The organism is Exiguobacterium sp. SH3S3 (genome assembly GCF_004337115.1).
Classification (GTDB): domain Bacteria; phylum Bacillota; class Bacilli; order Exiguobacteriales; family Exiguobacteriaceae; genus Exiguobacterium; species Exiguobacterium aurantiacum_A.
Genome location: NZ_SJUU01000009.1, coordinates 81,198 through 99,216, shown reverse-complemented (window position 1 = coordinate 99,216; position 18,019 = coordinate 81,198). Strand labels below are relative to the sequence as shown.

The window sequence follows — 18,019 nt, the reverse complement described above, 5'->3', positions numbered from 1 at the left end:
ACATACCTATAGAAGAAGAGTGTAGGAGAATTATAGAGGGGAATGACGCGACGTATGAACGATACTATTTTGAAGGCGTTTCGAGGAGAGGCGACAGACTATGTTCCGGTCTGGTATATGCGCCAAGCCGGACGCTACCAACCAGAATATCGTGAGATCAAGAAAACGAGGACGTTGTTCGAAATCACACACGATTCAGAACTATGCGCCTACGTGACAGAACTCCCGGTCAAGCAACTTGGAGTCGACGCGGCCATTCTGTACAAAGATATTATGACACCACTCCCATCGATGGGTGTCGATGTAGAAATTAAGAGCGGGATTGGCCCGGTCATCGATAATCCGTATCGGACGATGGAGGACGTCGAGCGCTTGAAACCGCTGAATATCGACGACATCTCGTACGTGCTCGAGACGATCCGTTTGCTCCGGGAGCGTCTTGAAGTGCCGCTCATCGGATTCTCGGGAGCGCCGTTCACGCTTGCGAGCTATATGATTGAAGGCGGTCCATCGAAAAGCTATCATCGGACAAAAGCACTCATGTACGCTGAGCCGGACGTTTGGAACGCGCTCATGGACAAACTTGGAGACATGGTCATCACGTACGCCAAAGCGCAAGCTGAGGCCGGGATCCAAGCGTTCCAATTGTTCGATTCATGGGTCGGGACGCTCAGCCGCAAAGATTATGTCCGCTACATTAAACCGACGACTGAGCGCATCTTCACTGAATTGCGCACGCTCGACATCCCGCTCATCATGCACGGTGTCGGAGCGAGCCATCTTGTAGAAGAATGGCAGGATCAGCCAATCGACGTCGTCGGGCTCGACTGGCGCTTGTCGGTTCAAGAAGCGCGCGATCGCGGCATTACGAAAGCGGTGCAAGGAAACTTGGACCCGTCGTTCTTGCTGGCACCATGGCCGGTCATCGAGGAGAAAGTGAAAGAAATCCTCGATGAAGGGATGAAACAACCGGGCTACGTCTTCAACTTGGGACATGGGGTGTTCCCAGAAGTCGACCCGGCCGTACTCGTCAAATTGACGGCATTTATCCATGACTATTCACGTGAAAAAATGGGAGGCAAATCATCATGAAAACAGTCGGATTACTCGTAATGGCTTATGGAACACCATATAAACCGGAAGACATTGAACGATATTATACGCACATCCGTTACGGACGCAAGCCGGCACCGGAAGCGCTCCAAGACTTGACGGAACGTTATGAGGCGATCGGGGGCGTATCTCCGCTCGCGAAGATCACGATTGACCAAGCGGAGACGCTTCGAGACATTTTGAACGAGCGTCACGCTGGTGAAATCGACTTCAAATTATATATCGGTCTCAAGCACATCGAACCGTTCGTCGAGGATGCGGTCGCGCAAATGGCGAACGACGGCATTAAAGAAGCGGTCTCAGTCGTTCTTGCCCCTCATTATTCGTCATATAGCGTCAAGTCTTACAACGGACGCGCCCATGAAGAAGCGGCGAAATACGACATCGAGATCCGTTCGGTCGAGTCGTGGTACGATGAGCCGAAATTTATCAATTGGTGGGCCGAAGCGATCAAAGACACGTTCGCGAACTTGCCGGTCCCAGCCGAAAAGGCGTGCTTGATCGTGTCGGCGCATAGCTTGCCAGAGAAGATTTTGGCCGGTGGCGATCCGTACCCGGATCAGTTGAAAGAGACGGCAGACAAGATCGCGCAAGCTGCCGGTGTCATCAACTATGAGGTCGGTTGGCAGTCTGAAGGCAACACGCCGGATCCTTGGATCGGGCCGGACGTCCAAGATTTGACGGCTGAACTTCACGAAAAACATGGCTACGAGGCGTTTGTCTATACGCCGGTCGGTTTTGTCGCTGACCACCTCGAAGTGCTCTTCGACAACGACGTGGAATGTAAAGTCGTTTGTGACCGCCTTGGCGTTCACTACGCACGTCCAAACATGCCAAACGCAGAGCGGAGCTTCATCGAAGCCGTCGCAGATCGGATGGAAAGCGTGATCGTGCATCATGCGTAATTTGACGATTGTCGGTGGTGGGATCACAGGTCTCACCGCCGCTTTTTATGCCGAGCGTTATTTGCCGGAAGACGTGTCGATCACGCTGTTAGAGGCGAATGACCGGTTAGGCGGAAAAATCGATACGTTCGAGACCGGTGAATTCGCGGTCGAGCGCGGTCCTGACTCTTACGTGTTCAGGAAGACGGCGATGACCGAGTTGATCCATGACGTCGGTCTCGGGGACGAGCTCGTCCGGAACGGGGTCGGCCAAGCGTACGTCTTGCATCATGACGGGTTACATCCGATCCCGAAACAGACGGTGATGGGCATCCCACTCGACGTCGACGTGTTCAAGCAGACGTCGCTCTTGTCAGAAGACGAGCACGCGGCATTGCGGGCCATGCTGTTGTCGCCCCCGGACATCACGCCCCCGGAGACGGACGTCTCACTCGGCCTCTATCTTCGAGAACGGGTCGGGGATCCGATTGTCGACCGATTGATCGAGCCGCTATTGTCGGGCATTTATGCCGGCGATATCGACAAGATGAGTGCGCTGTCGACGTTCCCGCAGTTTATCGAAGGTGAGAAGAAGTACGGCAGTCTATATGAAGGGATGCGCCATCTTCGTCCCGAACAGCGTGTCGCTGAAGTCGGCGCGAAGAAAGTCGGACAGTTCGCTTCGCTCCGGCGAGGTTTGAAGTCGCTGACGGACCGTCTCGCGGAACGGCTCGAGCGGACAGAGGTCATCTTGAACTGTTCGGTCGAACAAGTCGAGGAGACGGAGACAGGCTATCGTCTGCTCACGAATCGTGGCGATATGGATTCAGAGCGTCTCGTGCTGACGGTCCCGCCGCGTCTCATTCGTCAGTTCTTACCGAAAGTCGACAGTGATTTCTTGGCCGATATGAAGCCGCATGCGACCGCGACGTGCTCACTCGTCTTTAAAGAGACAGATATCGAGCTCCCGTTCGTCGGTACGGGCTTCGTCACGAGCCAAGAAGCGGACGTGATGATCACGGCGTGTACGTTCATCGATCAAAAATGGCCACACGCCGTGCCAGACGGCTATCACGTTCTCCGTGTCTTCCTCGGTCGTCCGGGTGCTGACGAGATCGTCGATGCGCCGGATGAGGACATTGTGGCGACAGCGCTGCATGACTTGGGCGGTTTGATGAACATCAAAGCCGCACCGCTCCAGGCGGTCGTCAGCCGGCTGCGGGACGGATTGCCACCGTACGCGGTCTTCCACGCCGACCGGGTGCGAGCGCTTCGGGCCGAGATGAGCCGAGTTTATCCGGGCGTGCTGCTCGCGGGGATCGCCTACGACGGGATCGGCATGCCGGACTGTATTAAGAGCGTCCACGAGCAGATCAAACAGTTAGCAGAACTTGGTTAAGGATTTGTGAAGAGCGGTGTCGGATTTTTCCGTCGGCCTCTCTTTTTGTTATAGTTAGAAGCGAAAGAGAAAAAGAGGGAGTGGATGTTGATGACAACGTATAAACTGTTCGTATCCGATATGGATGGCACGATTCTGCACAACCACACAAAAATCGCACCGGAGACGGCGGAAATCGTCCGCGCCGCCGAAGCGCAAGGGATTCGCTTTGCGATTGCGACGGGACGCAATTACTTCAACGCGAAAGGAATTCTCGATGAAGCCGGTCTCACGTGCCCGATCGTCTCGTCAAACGGGGGCCGCGTCTTGACTGAAACGGGAGAGGTGCTCCATGAAATCGATTTGACGGTAGAAGAAGCGCTCGAAGTCGTGTCGGTGCTTCATCAAGACCATAAGTATTCGGATATCTTTTATGAGATGTATTCGGAAGCGGGACTTGTCGCAAGTCGCCTCGATTTGATTGAAGCGACGATGGAAAACTTGAAGCAAAATGGTGACGACCGGTCGCTCGAGATGTATGAGTTCTTCCGGAAGCGCTATTACGTCAACGAAGACGTCCGTCTCGTCGAGGACATCGAGGACTTCATCAAAAACGAGGCCGGACGCGTCTATAAATTCATCGCGTTCTCAAGTCATTTTGAGAAGATGTCATCACTATGGACTGAAATCGATGAGCGTGTCGACGGGGTATACGTCACGTCATCAGGGAACGACAACATCGAAGTGATGGCGAACGGGGCCGACAAAGGTCACGGCGTCAAGAAGCTCGCCGAGCACTTCGGTGTCGATTTGTCAGAAGTCGTCGTCATCGGTGACAACTTGAACGACGTGCCGATGTTTGAAGTCGCCGGCAAAGCGATTGCGATGGGCAACAGTCACGAGGAGTTAATTGCCATCAGCCACCACGTCACGGAACGTCATGATGAGTATGGCGTCGCGAACGCGTTGAAGCGCATCATGAGCGGTGAGTGGAAGTAAACAAGTTGTAGAGCGGGTGATTCGTCTCGTATAATACAACTAACGAACATCCGATTAGGAGGAAACCGACTGTGAAATTTATCTTTAACCCGGACATCCGGGACCCAAAACTCAACTTGGCGGTCGAGGAGTATATCCTCAAGCATTTGAACGTCGAGCATGAGGACTACTTCTTGTTCTATATTAACGGCCCGTCGATCATCATCGGCAAAAACCAGAACACGTCAGAAGAAGTCAACTTGAAGTATATCGAAGAGAACGGGATCGACGTCGTCCGTCGCTTGTCTGGCGGCGGTGCCGTCTATCACGACGAAGGCAACTTGAACTTCAGCTTCATCACGAAAGATGACGGCAATTCGTTCAATAACTACAAGAAGTTCACACAGCCGATCGTCGATGCGCTCAAACAACTCGGTGTCGAAGCAGAATTGACCGGTCGTAACGATATTCAAGTCGGCGAACGGAAAATCAGCGGGAACGCCCAATTCACGACGCGCGGTCGTATGTTCAGCCACGGGACGCTCATGTTCAACTCGAACATCGAGGAAGTCGTCAACTCGCTCAACGTCTCAGAAGAGAAGATGCGCTCAAAAGGCATCAAGTCGGTTCGGAGCCGGGTCGCCAACATCACGGAATTTTTAGAAGAAGAGATGGAGATGGAACGGTTCGTCGAGGCGCTCCTCCACTCGATCTATGATGGTCAAGACCCGGAACGTTACGTGCTCCGTGACGAGGACTGGGAAATCGTTCAAGACATCTCGAAAGAACGCTACGCGAACTGGGACTGGAACTTCGGGAAGTCACCGAAGTTCGACGTCGAATCGAAGCGTCGTTTCCCGATCGGCACGATTGACGTTCGTTTGAACGTCAATAAAGGGACGATCACGGAAGCGAAAATCTACGGCGACTTCTTCGGCGTCGGTGATATCCACGACGTCGAGCAGGCACTCGTCGGGACGCGGTTCGAACGGGTCGCGATTCGGGAACAATTGTCACACCTCGACGTCAAGCATTACTTCGGTAACGTCGACTTAGAAGAATTGGTCGATCTCATTAGCTGAGGCGATTTTGCAGGAGGATGGTCTGTTTCAGAGACCATCCTTTTTGGCGTTTTCGTGAAACCTCGTGTGTAGCGTTGCGAGTCGTTGCGGGAAGGCGTATCATAATTATTGCAAGCGCTTTCGTTAACGGAGATGAGCCAATAGGAGGAATGAAGATGTGCCGTTTCATCACAGAATGGATGGACACGAACTGGATGTGGGTGACCGATCAACCGACGTTCGAGCGAGCCATGCTCGCGATTGGTCTTGAGCTAGAAGGAAAAGGAATTGTCGATGATACGTTCGCGCAAGTCATCATCGAGCAGGAGCGCACGATCCCGTCCGGAGTGACGGACGTCGCCATCCCGGTCGCTGTCATCGACGTGCCGAACCAGGTCTCAAAGCGCGATGGCATCACGCTGCTCCACTTGAACCGTCCGTTCGACGTGCGGACGATCGCCGGGGAATCGGTCTGTGCAGAACTGATCTTTATCATCACAGCGACGACTGACGAGAAGAAACAGACGTTCCATAAGTTGATCGATGATCTGCTCATGGATGACGAAGCGTTGCAAGCGCTTGTTCACGTCCAAAGCCGGGCCGGGCTATATCATTTGCAGACGATGGATTTGAAAGCGTTTTCTTCCTGAGATGTTTCATGTACAATAGAGGTAACTGAAAAAGAGCGCGGTTGCCGTGCTCTTTTTTACGGCTCAAGAGTGAATCGTCATTCATTTCCAAAGGGGGATTACCATGGCAAACTTAGTCACAGCGTTACAAGGGGTTGTGGCCGCGCATCCAAATAAGGCGGCCTACGTGTTCGGGGAGGACACGGTCAGCTACGAACAGTTTTTCGGACAAGTCCAAGCGATGGCATCGACGCTTGAACAGAAGGGGATCGACAGAGGGGACCACGTCGCGCTCGTCCTTGGGAATAGCCCGGCGTTCTTGATTTCTTATTTTGCGGTCCTCGCGCGAGGGGGAATCGTCATTCCGATCAACCCTACATATACGCCGGACGAGATGGCTTACATTTTACTCGATGGAGACGTGAAAGCGATCGTCGCCTTGTCGCCGCTCGTCGCGCAAGCCGAAACGGCGCTCACGAACTTGCCGCAGTTGAAACTCGTCATCTCGGTACCGTATGCGGATGTGCCCGCAATCGAGCGCACAGGGGATATCGAATTTATGCCGTTTTCAAAAGCGTTCGCCTCGGGCGTGACGGCGCTAGTCGAGGTCGATGAACAAGACGTCGCCGTCATCTTATATACGAGCGGGACGACAGGTAAACCTAAGGGAGCGCTGTTGACCCACCTCAACTTGTTCTCGAACGCGCACTCAATCGGAGAATATCTCGAGATCACACCGGACGATAAGGCGCTCGCGGCGCTACCGATGTTCCACGTCTTCTGTTTGACGGTCATCGTCAACGCGCCGCTCCTGCGCGGGGCGACGATCATCATCTTGCCGAAGTTCTCGCCGCAAGACGTATTCGATCTCATTCCGAAGCACCAGGTCAGCATTTTTGCCGGTGTGCCGACGATGTACAACTTCTTGTTACAAACGGCGCTGAAAGTACCGGCTTACGCGTCGGCGCTCAAGCACGTCCGCGTCTTCGTCTCGGGCGGGGCGAGCTTACCGGTCCAACTGCTCGAATCGTTTGAACAAAAGTTCGAGTGTAAGATCCTCGAAGGGTATGGCCTGTCAGAGGCGTCGCCGGTCACTTGTTTCAACCCGCTCCACGGGGAACGGAAAGCGGGATCGATCGGTCCGTCGATCGTCCACGTCGAGAACAAAATCGTCGACGAGCTCGGCGAAGAAGTCGGTGTCGGCGAAGTCGGGGAACTCATCGTCCGCGGTCCGAACGTCATGAAAGGCTATTACAAACTGCCTGAGGAGACGTCGATGACGCTTCGGGACGGCTGGCTCTATACGGGCGACTTGGCGAAACGTGACGAGGACGGATATTTTTACATCGTCGACCGGAAAAAGGATATGGTCATCGTCGGTGGTTATAACGTCTACCCGCGGGAAGTCGAAGAAGTGTTGTACCAACACCCGGGCATCGTCGAGGCTGCCGTCATCGGCGTGCCCGATGCCGAGCAAGGTGAAGCGGTGAAGGCGTTCATCGTCACCCGCGATGAGCTTTCGGTCGACGAGATCCGCGCGTTCGCGGCGACGAAACTTGCCAAATATAAACAGCCGAGCCACATCGAGATCATCGATGAGTTACCGCGAAATACGACCGGTAAAATTTTGCGGACGGTTTTGAAAAGCGAAGCGTTTCAACGCAACTGAATCAAGCAAGGGCGACACACAATTGTCGCTCTTTTTTTATTTCATACGTTTGACACCATTACGGGGTAGGGGTATATTAGACGTGAGGTGATAACAATGGATGAATTCTTGCACGAACAGCCGCTCGTCCCGCGCGAAGACGCCGAGCGAGTTGCGCTCAGTAAACGGCTGCGCCGGATCGAAGGCCAAGTCCGTGGGATTCAAAAGATGGTCGAGAGCGACCGATATTGCGTCGATATCTTGACGCAGACGTCGGCTATTCAAGCCGCGTTAAAGCAAGTCGAGATGCAGCTGCTTGAGCGTCATATGCGTAAATGCTTGGTCCATGCGAGTGAAACGGAAGATATGGATCCATACATTGACGAATTGATGACAATTGTCAGCCGCATTAAAAAGTAAGGAGGTGCTCGTATGAAGACTGTCGAACTGTCGATTCAAGGAATGACATGCGCCGCATGCTCAGCCCGAATCGAGAAAGTATTGAATAAGATGGACGGGGTCGATGCGACCGTCAACTTGCCGCTCGAGACGGCGACAATTCGCGTCGAGGACGGCATCACCGAAGAGGAGCTGATCGCCCGGATCGAGAAGATCGGCTACGGGGCGGAACGAAAAGTCGAGCGCACACCGAAACATGACCTCCGCCCACTAGAACGGAAAGTGCTCATTTCGGCGCTTCTTTCGGCGCCGCTCTTACTCGTCATGATTACCCATATCCCTGGGTTAATGTTCCATGCCGATTGGCTCATGAACCCGTGGTGGCAATTCGCGCTCGCGACACCGGTCCAGTTTTGGATCGGGGCCCAGTTTTATCAAGGGGCATATAAGAGCCTGAAGAGCGGGGCGGCCAATATGGACGTCCTCGTCGCGACGGGGACATCCGCCGCCTACTTCTATTCCGTGTTCGAAATGCTCATCCATCCGATGAATCCGTCCCTTTACTTCGAGACGAGCGCTGTGTTGATCACGCTCGTATTGCTCGGGAAATGGTTGGAGGCACGGGCGAAAGAAAAAACGACAGATGCGCTCAAATCGCTTCTGTCGCTGCAGGCGAAAGAAGCAATCTTACTCGTCGACGGGGAAGAGCGGTCGGTGGCGATCGACCTTGTCAACGTCGGCGACGTGATCGTCGTCCGTCCAGGTGAGAAAGTGCCGGTCGACGGTAAGATCGTTGAAGGTGAGACGGTCATCGATGAATCGATGCTGACCGGCGAATCGATCCCGTCTGAAAAAGGCGTCGGTTTTGATGTCGTCGGTGGGACGATCAATCGAACACACCGCTTCTTGATGGCGGCAGAGCGTGTCGGCAGCGAGACGATGCTTGCGCAAATCGTCCGTGTCGTCGAACAGGCACAAACGGATAAAGCACCGATTCAACGGCAGGCCGACCGAATCTCTGGCGTGTTCGTACCGATCGTCGTCGCCATCAGTGCCGTCACGTTCGCCGTTTGGTTGTTCGGGTTTAATGATCTCGATATGGCGATTCGGTCTTCAATCGCCGTCCTCGTCATCGCTTGCCCGTGTGCACTCGGACTTGCGACCCCGACCTCGATCATGGTCGGGACCGGCCGTGCGGCTGAACAAGGCGTCCTCTTTAAAGGGGGCGGTCAACTCGAATCATTGAACGGTGTCGATGTCGTCGTGTTCGATAAGACGGGGACGCTCACGAACGGGACGCCTGAAGTCGTGGCGACGTTCGGGGACGAGTCGTTCTTACAACGGGCGGTCATGGCCGAGCGTCAGTCGACGCATCCACTTGCGGAAGCGATCGGTCGTGGCGTCGGCGTCGGGCACGTGGAACGGGTCGAAGAATTATCGGGCCGAGGATTGAAAGCGGTCGTCGATGGGAAAGAGCTTCTTATCGGTTCGGTCCGGATGATGCGCGAGGCCGGATTCACGTTGCCTGATTGGGACATGCAAGCGATGACGCCGGTTTACGTGGCGAGTGAATCTGAAGTCGTGGCGGCGTTCGGTCTTCAAGACCGGTTGAAAGAAGGTAGCCGGGAAGTCGTGCAACGACTTGCGACGACGAGACAAGTGTATGTCTTGACGGGAGACCGAAAAGAAGTCGCGCTCGACGTGGCGCGTGAACTAGGCATCGCTGAAGCGAACGTCATTGCCGAGGTGTTGCCCGTCGAGAAGGCAGACCACATCGAGGCACTGAAACAACGTGGCCGCGTCGCCATGGTCGGTGACGGGATGAACGATGCGCCTGCGCTCGCCGTCGCGGACGTCGGTATCGCCTTCGGCAGCGGGACGGACGTCGCTTTAGAAGCGGCGGACGTGACGATCATGGGTCGGGACATCGAAGGCGTGGATCGGGCGATCGAGATGAGTGCGCTCACGATGCGAAACATCCGTCAAAACCTATTTTGGGCGCTCGCCTATAATAGCTTCGGTATACCGATTGCCGCGGCCGGTTTGCTCGCTCCATGGATTGCCGGGGCGGCGATGGCGTTCAGTTCGGTTTCGGTCGTATTGAACGCACTGCGATTAAAAAAACAAGGAGGACATCAAAAATGAATGAGACAGTCTTGAAAGTAGAAGGTATGACATGTAACCATTGTAAGGCAGCGGTTGAAGGGGCTTTGACCGAATTAGAAGGCGTCGAGTCAGCCATCGTCTCGTTGCAAGATCACCGGGTCGATGTCATCCATAACGATAAGATTTCCGTCAAAACGATGATCGAAGCTATCGAAGAACAAGGTTACGACGTCAACGCATAACGACCGGATCCCGCCTGTGAGGCGGGATTTTTTTGTGATGTTCTCATACTAAAAACTATGATATAGTATAGATGATAATGAGAATCGGTATCAGCGGGAAGGTGGGGTTACGATGGAACTCGTCATGATCAGCGGCGTGTTGGCGTTACTTAGCGGGGGGACGGCCTTCCTCGCTCAACAATTGCGGACACGGCCGACACGGTGAGGAGGGGAAACCCTTCTTTTTTTTCGTCAACTTAAGAGATTGACGGTACATCCAGACGGCTCAAAACGAGTGATTTCCCATCATTCGTCGACAATTGTTTGATATGATAGTGAAAAATGTTGCAGAGGTGACTAAAATGTACACGATCTATTTAGTCGATGATGAGGTCAATTTAAACAAAATGCTCGTCACGTATTTAGAGCAAGAAGGCTACCAAGTCCGTTCGTTCACGGATGGTGTATCAGCCCAAGCCGCGATTCAAGACGAACCTGACTTATGGGTGCTCGATATTATGCTACCGGACCTCGATGGCTTTCAGTTGTTGAAGCAAATCAAGGCGACGAACGCCAATACACCGACGATCTTCATTTCGGCCCGTGATGAGGACATCGATAAAATCATCGGACTGGAGATGGGTTCGGATGACTACATCGCCAAACCGTTCTTACCGCGCGAGCTCGTCATCCGGGTCAAAAAATTGATCGATCGGGTGTACGGGTCGAAATCGAACGAACATATCGAGTACGGGGAATACACGATTTATCCGGACAAACGACTGATCAAGCATGCTGCGGATGATATCGATTTGACGTCCAAAGAGTTCGATTTGTTATTGCTCTTCCTCGAGCATCCGGGCTCGGCGCTGTCGCGTGAGCAAATATTAGAAGGCGTTTGGGGTCGCGACTATTTCGGCTCAGACCGTGTCGTCGATGACTTGGTCCGACGCTTACGGAAGAAGTTGCACCGACTCGAACTTGAGACGCTGTATGGGATCGGTTATCGACTCGTTAAGCCATGAGACTTCACGATCTTAAGCCGAAACGGCTCATGTGGAAAATCTGGGTATTGATTTTGCTCATCATCGTCACCTTGGCGTTGATGATCTTGTTGACGGTCCGCTCCTCGATCACGCAGTTCATCGATGAACAAGTGTATGAGACGCTTCAAGATGTCGATTATTACCTCGGAAATACGAACGAGCTCGAAAATATTCCGAGCAACCCGATCGAGTACGATCGGCGTCAACAAGAATCACGTTCGGTCAATCAGCTTATCTTTTTGCCGAACGGACGCATCATTTACGGCTCGGCCCCGCTCGAGCTGACGAATCGGATGTATCAAGAGGCGCTCGAACAGACGAGTGAGGTCGCCAAATATCAGACGACGATCGATGGGGAAGACGTCTACTATACGATTCGTCAAAACGAATATGACGGTGCCCTCATCTACCAGGCGTCGTACGCCTGGGACGCTTATCGCCGTGAGCTCGTCTCGACATTGTTCTGGCGTATCTCGATTTTAATTGGTGTCATCAGCCTCCTATCACTCATCCCGGCCCTTTGGATGTCGAGAGAGTTGACGAAGCCGATCGTCGAGATGGAACGGGCCGTTGAGAAAATATCGAACCGCCAATGGGAGACGGTGTTACCACTCGCCAGGGAAGACGAGCTCGGGCAATTGGCGCGGTCGATCGACGCGATGCGCCAAGAACTGCAAGAGCAAGATTTGGCGCAACAGGCGCTCTTACAAAACATCTCTCACGATTTGAAGACGCCGATCATGGTCATTCGCGGCTATGCCCAGTCAATCGGGGACGGCATCTATCCGACCGGAGACTTGAAAGGGTCGGCCGAAGTCATTGATGAAGAAGCATCGCGTCTCGAGAAAAAAGTGGTCGACTTGTTATACGTCACCAAGTTGGAGTATTTCAAAGGGCAGGAGATGAAGCTTGATCCGATCAACCTCGATAAGTTGGTCGAATTGCTCATCGACCGCTTCAAGCTCCGTGGTAACCTCGAGTGGACGTTGACCGGACACGCGGGCGAGATGCTCGGTGACGGGGAACAGGTTCGGGTCGCGCTCGAAAACGTGCTCGACAATGCGATTCGTTACGCCGAGTCGACGATTCAGGTCGAACTCGAACGAACGGATGCAGGAATCGACATCGTCATTAAAAACGATGGCCCGTCGGTCGATGAAAACCTTGACCTGTTCCATCAATTCTCCCGTGGGAAACAAGGCAAGTTCGGTCTCGGCTTGTTTATCGTCCAACGCATCGTGACCCTCCATGGCGGGACCGTTACCTTGGGTAATACAAACGACGGAGTTGCTGTCCAATTCCACTTCCCCCACCTGAAAGACACACAAAAATTAAAAACGGATGACAGATTTTAAAAACCAGCCTGCGAACGGCTGGTTTTTTTAGTGGGAAATGTCGCCGAGCCATTTGCATACGTTTAAGGAACTTGTTATGAATAACGTGTAAGTCATATCATACGTTTTGGAGGAAGAACAGATGACACAGTTGACGAATGATACAAGAGCGTTGGTTCCGGTATTTAATGAGTACGGTGAGGCCGAGACACTCGTCTATCAGCCTGATGGCGTGCACCGTCTGAAAGGTTCGCCGATTCACTTGCTCGAATCGGCTTGTCTCTATTATGGATCGAGTATCCAAGGGCGAATCGAAGCGGCCCGTCACGTGCTTGGTCCTCATCGAAAAACCCCTGTCGTCATGGATTGGCACGCCGATGCCGTCTTTTTCCCGACGATCGCCAAAGAGAGTCCTGATTGTGCGTGGATCAATTTTCAACATGTCACGGGCATCAAAAAGTTTGGCAACGGGACCCGGATTCAATTTCTGACCGGGGAATCGATTCAAGTCCCTGTCTCCGATCATACGGTCCAACGGCAGAAGCAGCGGTCGATTGAATTATCGTATGCGTTCCAAAAACGTTTCCATAGTAGCACATTGCATCACGTTTAAGGATTGAAAACCGATTCAAACCCCTCTATGATAAAGAAGAATAGTTCATATGTGTATTTGCACATTATCCGAAAGCGAGGGGTCAATATGTTTTTTCAGAAAATGATTGAGCGAGGAAAATTGATGATTGTATTTTTACTCGTTGCAATCGTCGTCGGGGTACTCACGTTTTTCCAGCTCCCGAAACGTGAAATCCCAGAGACTAGCGTCAATATCATTCTCATTCAGACCCCATATCCAGGGGCGACCGCTGAGACGGTCGAACGGAACGTCACGAACATCCTTGAAACCGAGTTAAGAGGGCTTGAAGGGGTGGAGAACGTATCGTCGCTGTCGGCGTCGGAGTTCTCGAATATCACCGTCGAGTATGAAGACGGATTTGATCAAGGCGAGCTACAAGCGAACGTGAGGCAGGCGATCTCAGACGCGGCGCCTCGGTTACCTGACAACGCCTTAGCACCGACGGTCAACGATTCGATCGGTCAGCTTCCGGTCGCTTCCTATTTGTTGACGTCGAGCGACCGCGAGTCGCTTGAAGCGGTTCGAGAACAGGTCGAACGGCTAGAAGACCGTTTGTTACGAACAGATGGTGTGACCGGGTTCACGATCAAAGGGCTCCCGGAAACAGAATTCGTCGTCTCACTTGATTCCGAAGCGCTTGGGGAACGCCAACTCGCATTCCCAGACGTCTTGACGGCAATCAACGAAGAATATAAGACGACACCGCTCGGTCGCCAATCGACGGACGACGGTATTTATCAATTGGCGATCGATAACTTGACGAACGTCAATGACATGGATCAAGTCATCGTCGGTTCTGTCGACGGCGATCCCGTCCGCCTTGCCGATGTCGGTACGGTCGAAGAGACGACAAAAGCAGTCACCGACCTCGTCTCACTCGACGGCGAACCGGCAATCTCGCTCACGGTGACAATCGAGCCAGGTCAAGACATCCCGACGCTGCAACAACGCGTCGATGAAGTCGTCGCTTCTGAAGTGGGAGACTTAGACGGAGTCGAACTCGTTACTTATTACGATCAAGCGAAAGCGGTCGATGCGATCTTCTCGTCACTTACGAAAGAATTCATCATCGCCATGATCGCAGTTATCGTCGTCACGACGATTGGGTTGACGTTCACAGGGTCACTCATCGTCAGCTTGGCGATTCCGTTGTCCTTCTTGATCGCACTCATCCCGCTACGCTTCACGGGAGTCGATTTGAACCAAATCTCGATCATCGGGGCGATCATCGCGCTCGGTATTCTCGTCGATGACGCGATCGTCGTCAACGACAACATTTTGCGTCGCTACCGGAAAGGCGATACAGCCATGGTCGGTGCCGTTCGCGGAACGAAAGAAGTATGGGGATCGATCGTCACGTCGACGCTCGCCGTCGTCTTCGCGTTCTTACCGCTGACACTCTTGTCAGGCGCGAACGGGAACTTTATCCGAGCGTTACCGACAGTACTCGCCTTGTCGGTGCTCGCATCGATGGTCATCAGTTTGACGCTCGTGCCGATCGCACAGTATTGGTTGAACCGGAAGAAAGTGAAAGTGTCGAAGCGGGAGCCAGGATGGCTCGGCGGACCGCTCAACCGTCTCAGTAATTTTTATGCGGATCGGTTGCTCCCGGTCGTCGCCAAACGGCCGTGGACGTTCGGGTTGGTCGGATTTGTCATCACGACGGCACTATACGGGCTGATTCTGTTGACACCGTTCGAGTTCTTCCCGGCTGCGAACCGGCCAGAAGTCGTGACGAGCGTCACGTTCCCGGTTCAAACTGACTTAGAGGAAACAGAACGTCGCCTCCAACAGATCGAAGCCGAATTCCAACAGATTGACGGTGTTACCGAGACCGCCATTTTCGCTGGCGGTGGGCTTCCAAGCTTGTTCACCGGTGGACTCAATCAGTCGGGTGACAATGCAGGACAAGTCGTCGTCCGAGTCGACAACGAACAAATCGATGCGATTCAGTTGATTGATGAGTACACGTCGCAAATACGTGAAAACTATCCGGACGCTGAAATCTTCTTAGATACGCAGCAGCAGGGACCACCAACGTCTGCCCCGGTAGAATTCACAATGCGCGGTGAAACGATCGAAGAACTTGTCGCGGCACGCGATACGGTCAAGGCAGACCTCGAAGACATCGATGGCGCGCTCGTGCTCGATAACATTAAAGAACCGTTCCAGACACTCACGTACGAATTGAACCGCGAAGCGATGGCTGCCTCTGGAGTGACCGCGAAAGCAATTAGCGATCAGATCCGGTTAGTCACGGACGGCATCCCGATTGGTACGTTCGACGATGGTGTCGAACAACGCGATGTGAAAATCGTCGTCGATGCGGCCGCAAACCGCGAGGCGCTCGCCCTTGACGAGATTCTTATCCCGGTCGACACGGAAGCCGGTCCGCCGGTCGCACCGCTCAGTACGTTCGTCACCGAAACGACGACTGAACAGATCCAACAGATTCCGCGTGAGAACGGGGAGCGGATCGTCACGCTTCAAATCTATTCGACTGAAGGGATGGACGAAGATGCGTTCAAACAAGACGTTGAACAGATTCTCGATGACGCAAAATCAGACTTGACGAACGATGGCATCTCGTTCGAACAGTCGGGAGCGAGCGATACGCAAAATGAGTTCTTCGTTGAACTCGCGACGTTGTTCATCGTCGTCTTGTTCTTGATTTTCTTAATCATCGCATTCCAGTTCAATTCACTTTCATTACCGCTTCTCGTCTTGTTCACGATTTACTTGGCGATTGCCGGTGCGGTCGTCGGGCTGTTCATCACGCAGACGCCGTTTAGCTTCATGGCATCGATGGGGATGGTCTCACTTGCCGGAATCGTCGTTCGAAACGCGGTCGTCTTGTTCGAATTCATCGAGCAAGGGATTCGTAGTGGAATGTCGGTCACGACGGCGGTATACGAGGCGGGACGTGCTCGGATCCGTCCGATTCTCCTGACGGCGTTGACGGCGGTCGTCGCGTTACTGCCGGTCGCGTTCGGTGAAGACCCGCTCTTCAAACCGCTCGCCATCTGTATCGTGTCGGGAATTCTGTTCTCGACCGTACTGACACTCGTCCTTGTTCCGGCTTATTACTTGATCTTGGCGAAACGTCGCCATCGGGATAAACCGTTCACGGATTGATCAGCAAACGAATCGGCGCCCGGTCCAAATTAGGACCGGGCGCCTGTTTGTTTGTCTCGTCAAGACTGATGTTTTCGTCAGATGTTGTATGGGTATAATATGAAGAGATACTTCAGCATATTGGAGGGAATATAGATGAACGATTCATACACTTGGTTAAATCGTCGTAAGATTCGTCCGGCCTATAGCGCGACCGGTGCCCGCACATGGACGAGCGAACGTGTCGTCCGGCCGGATGCCGCTCGTGGAAAGACGGTAACAGACGTCAAGCGGGTTCGCCGGCCTTACACGGATGAACATGGAAACCGCCGCTATACGACAGGACGTGTCGTCGTGACGGACGCGGCCCGCAAAGCACGGGCGAACGGTCACGGTGAGACGGCCGTTCAACTCGAATTGTCGGTTCCGACACCGTACGAACGTGTCAAAAAGATGCTTCCGACGAAGAAAATCCTCGTGCCTGCGATGGCTGGGATCGCCGTCGCCGGAGGAATCGCCGGAGTGATTTACGCGCTTCGCAAGAAAAAACGAAACAAGAAACAATAAAAAAATCGCCCGCGGGCGATTTTTTTATTTGAGTCGATCGGCAAGGATCCGCTTGAGCTGTTTCTCGCCGAGTTTCTGCATCTCTGCTTCGTTCTCTTCATCGTAGGCATCATCTGTGAAACGCCCGACAAATTCGACTTTCCCGTTTCCAAGTTCACGGAACACGAGGTTTTTACGGTCGTGATAAAAGACGACACGATATTCCCGTCCGTTCTTTTGTGTATAGTTGAACACACCTTTGATGTGGTCCATGTTCTTTTCTTCGGGTAAAGCTTCTTCCTCATCCTCTTCAAGGACTTCGGCGAGGACTGCCGTAGGTTCTACTTCTTCCGTTTCCTCTTTAGCTGAAACGGCCTCTTTTTTCTCTTCTTCTGTCATGAAAACCGACCTCCTTTGCTTACTTTCCTATCATACCCGCTTTTTTAAATGATGACTACTCAAAATGGTGCGAGCAGACGCGGATGACGTTTGACGACGACATGATCAGACGTTGAAACAACTGTCGCTTGATCGCTTCCGGTGCCTCGACCGTCTTGAGCGCTTGTTCCATGCACCCGAGCCAATGACCGGCATGTCTTTCTGAGATCGGGTGATCGCGGTGGATCATCGCCAGGTTGCCGCCGCCGTGACGTTCCGTATACAGTTTTGGTCCCCCGAGCAGTTGCGTCAGAAATTCGAACTGATGTTGTTTTACCCGGTCTTTGTCGTCTGGAAACAGTGGCAACAGTACGGGATCAGCGTAAACGAGTTCGTAAAAAGCGTCGACGAGCTGCTGGACGCCGCGTTCGCCTCCGAATTGTTCATATGCACTCATAGTATTCCCCCTCATACGTTCAGTCTAATCGATTTTCGAAGGAATGGGATACGAGAAGGCTGTGTTTTTTTCTTGCAAGGTAGCCGGCAGGTT

Annotated in this window: 17 protein-coding genes; 15 read left to right on the top strand and 2 right to left on the bottom strand. The window is 53.1% G+C overall.

Annotated elements, in window-relative coordinates:
• Positions 1 to 42: 42 nt before the first annotated feature.
• The 15 genes from hemE to EVJ28_RS09780 all read left to right on the top strand — a co-directional run bounded on the left by hemE (position 43) and on the right by EVJ28_RS09780 (position 17,112).
• The gene (gene hemE, locus EVJ28_RS09850) at positions 43 to 1,092 is read left to right on the top strand and encodes a uroporphyrinogen decarboxylase (RefSeq protein WP_131458117.1); all 1,050 of its coding nucleotides are present in this window, start codon (positions 43 to 45) and stop codon (positions 1,090 to 1,092) included.
• A complete protein-coding gene (gene hemH / locus EVJ28_RS09845; RefSeq protein ID WP_131458116.1) occupies positions 1,089 to 2,018 on the top strand; it encodes a ferrochelatase in 930 nt (309 codons plus the stop codon). The genes hemE and hemH overlap by 4 nt, the downstream gene beginning before the upstream one ends.
• Positions 2,011 to 3,396 carry a protoporphyrinogen oxidase gene (gene hemG, locus EVJ28_RS09840; protein ID WP_131470589.1) on the top strand — a complete coding sequence of 462 codons (1,386 nt, stop codon included), beginning with the start codon at positions 2,011 to 2,013 and terminating at the stop codon, positions 3,394 to 3,396. The genes hemH and hemG overlap by 8 nt, the downstream gene beginning before the upstream one ends.
• 84 nt (positions 3,397 to 3,480) lie before the next feature.
• A complete protein-coding gene (locus EVJ28_RS09835) occupies positions 3,481 to 4,374 on the top strand; it encodes a Cof-type HAD-IIB family hydrolase (RefSeq protein ID WP_131458114.1) in 894 nt (297 codons plus the stop codon).
• Between the two features lie 71 nt (positions 4,375 to 4,445).
• Positions 4,446 to 5,435: a lipoate--protein ligase gene (lplA, locus tag EVJ28_RS09830; protein WP_131458113.1), complete on the top strand. Its 990-nt coding sequence runs from the start codon at positions 4,446 to 4,448 to the stop codon at positions 5,433 to 5,435.
• A 155-nt stretch (positions 5,436 to 5,590) separates the two neighbouring features.
• Complete coding sequence (locus EVJ28_RS09825; RefSeq protein WP_236634118.1) at positions 5,591 to 6,064, top strand: PTS sugar transporter subunit IIA; 474 nt, start codon at positions 5,591 to 5,593, stop codon at positions 6,062 to 6,064.
• Positions 6,065 to 6,167: 103 nt separating this feature from the next.
• Complete coding sequence (locus EVJ28_RS09820) at positions 6,168 to 7,712, top strand: long-chain-fatty-acid--CoA ligase (RefSeq protein ID WP_131458111.1); 1,545 nt, start codon at positions 6,168 to 6,170, stop codon at positions 7,710 to 7,712.
• A gap of 96 nt (positions 7,713 to 7,808) precedes the next feature.
• Positions 7,809 to 8,111: a metal-sensitive transcriptional regulator gene (locus EVJ28_RS09815; protein WP_070327854.1), complete on the top strand. Its 303-nt coding sequence runs from the start codon at positions 7,809 to 7,811 to the stop codon at positions 8,109 to 8,111.
• A gap of 12 nt (positions 8,112 to 8,123) precedes the next feature.
• Complete coding sequence (locus tag EVJ28_RS09810; RefSeq protein WP_131470591.1) at positions 8,124 to 10,235, top strand: heavy metal translocating P-type ATPase; 2,112 nt, start codon at positions 8,124 to 8,126, stop codon at positions 10,233 to 10,235.
• Complete coding sequence (locus EVJ28_RS09805; protein WP_131458109.1) at positions 10,232 to 10,438, top strand: cation transporter; 207 nt, start codon at positions 10,232 to 10,234, stop codon at positions 10,436 to 10,438. The genes EVJ28_RS09810 and EVJ28_RS09805 overlap by 4 nt, the downstream gene beginning before the upstream one ends.
• Positions 10,439 to 10,779: 341 nt before the next feature.
• Positions 10,780 to 11,442 (top strand): response regulator transcription factor, encoded by a 663-nt coding sequence (locus tag EVJ28_RS09800; RefSeq protein WP_070327853.1) that lies wholly within the window; start codon positions 10,780 to 10,782, stop codon positions 11,440 to 11,442.
• Positions 11,439 to 12,818 (top strand): sensor histidine kinase, encoded by a 1,380-nt coding sequence (locus tag EVJ28_RS09795; RefSeq protein ID WP_131458108.1) that lies wholly within the window; start codon positions 11,439 to 11,441, stop codon positions 12,816 to 12,818. The genes EVJ28_RS09800 and EVJ28_RS09795 overlap by 4 nt, the downstream gene beginning before the upstream one ends.
• 121 nt (positions 12,819 to 12,939) lie before the next feature.
• Positions 12,940 to 13,410: a competence protein ComK gene (locus EVJ28_RS09790; protein ID WP_070327851.1), complete on the top strand. Its 471-nt coding sequence runs from the start codon at positions 12,940 to 12,942 to the stop codon at positions 13,408 to 13,410.
• Positions 13,411 to 13,437: 27 nt separating this feature from the next.
• The gene (locus EVJ28_RS09785; RefSeq protein ID WP_370250780.1) at positions 13,438 to 16,566 is read left to right on the top strand and encodes an efflux RND transporter permease subunit; all 3,129 of its coding nucleotides are present in this window, start codon (positions 13,438 to 13,440) and stop codon (positions 16,564 to 16,566) included.
• 135 nt (positions 16,567 to 16,701) lie between these two features.
• Positions 16,702 to 17,112, top strand: coding sequence for a hypothetical protein (locus EVJ28_RS09780; protein ID WP_131458106.1), 411 nt, complete (start codon positions 16,702 to 16,704; stop codon positions 17,110 to 17,112).
• A 24-nt stretch (positions 17,113 to 17,136) separates the two neighbouring features.
• Here EVJ28_RS09780 and EVJ28_RS09775 read toward each other — a convergent pair whose 3' ends face one another.
• The gene (locus EVJ28_RS09775; RefSeq protein ID WP_070327849.1) at positions 17,137 to 17,490 is read right to left on the bottom strand and encodes a hypothetical protein; all 354 of its coding nucleotides are present in this window, start codon (positions 17,488 to 17,490) and stop codon (positions 17,137 to 17,139) included.
• Between the two features lie 55 nt (positions 17,491 to 17,545).
• The gene (locus EVJ28_RS09770) at positions 17,546 to 17,926 is read right to left on the bottom strand and encodes a truncated hemoglobin (RefSeq protein WP_131488813.1); all 381 of its coding nucleotides are present in this window, start codon (positions 17,924 to 17,926) and stop codon (positions 17,546 to 17,548) included.
• Positions 17,927 to 18,019: the final 93 nt, after the last annotated feature.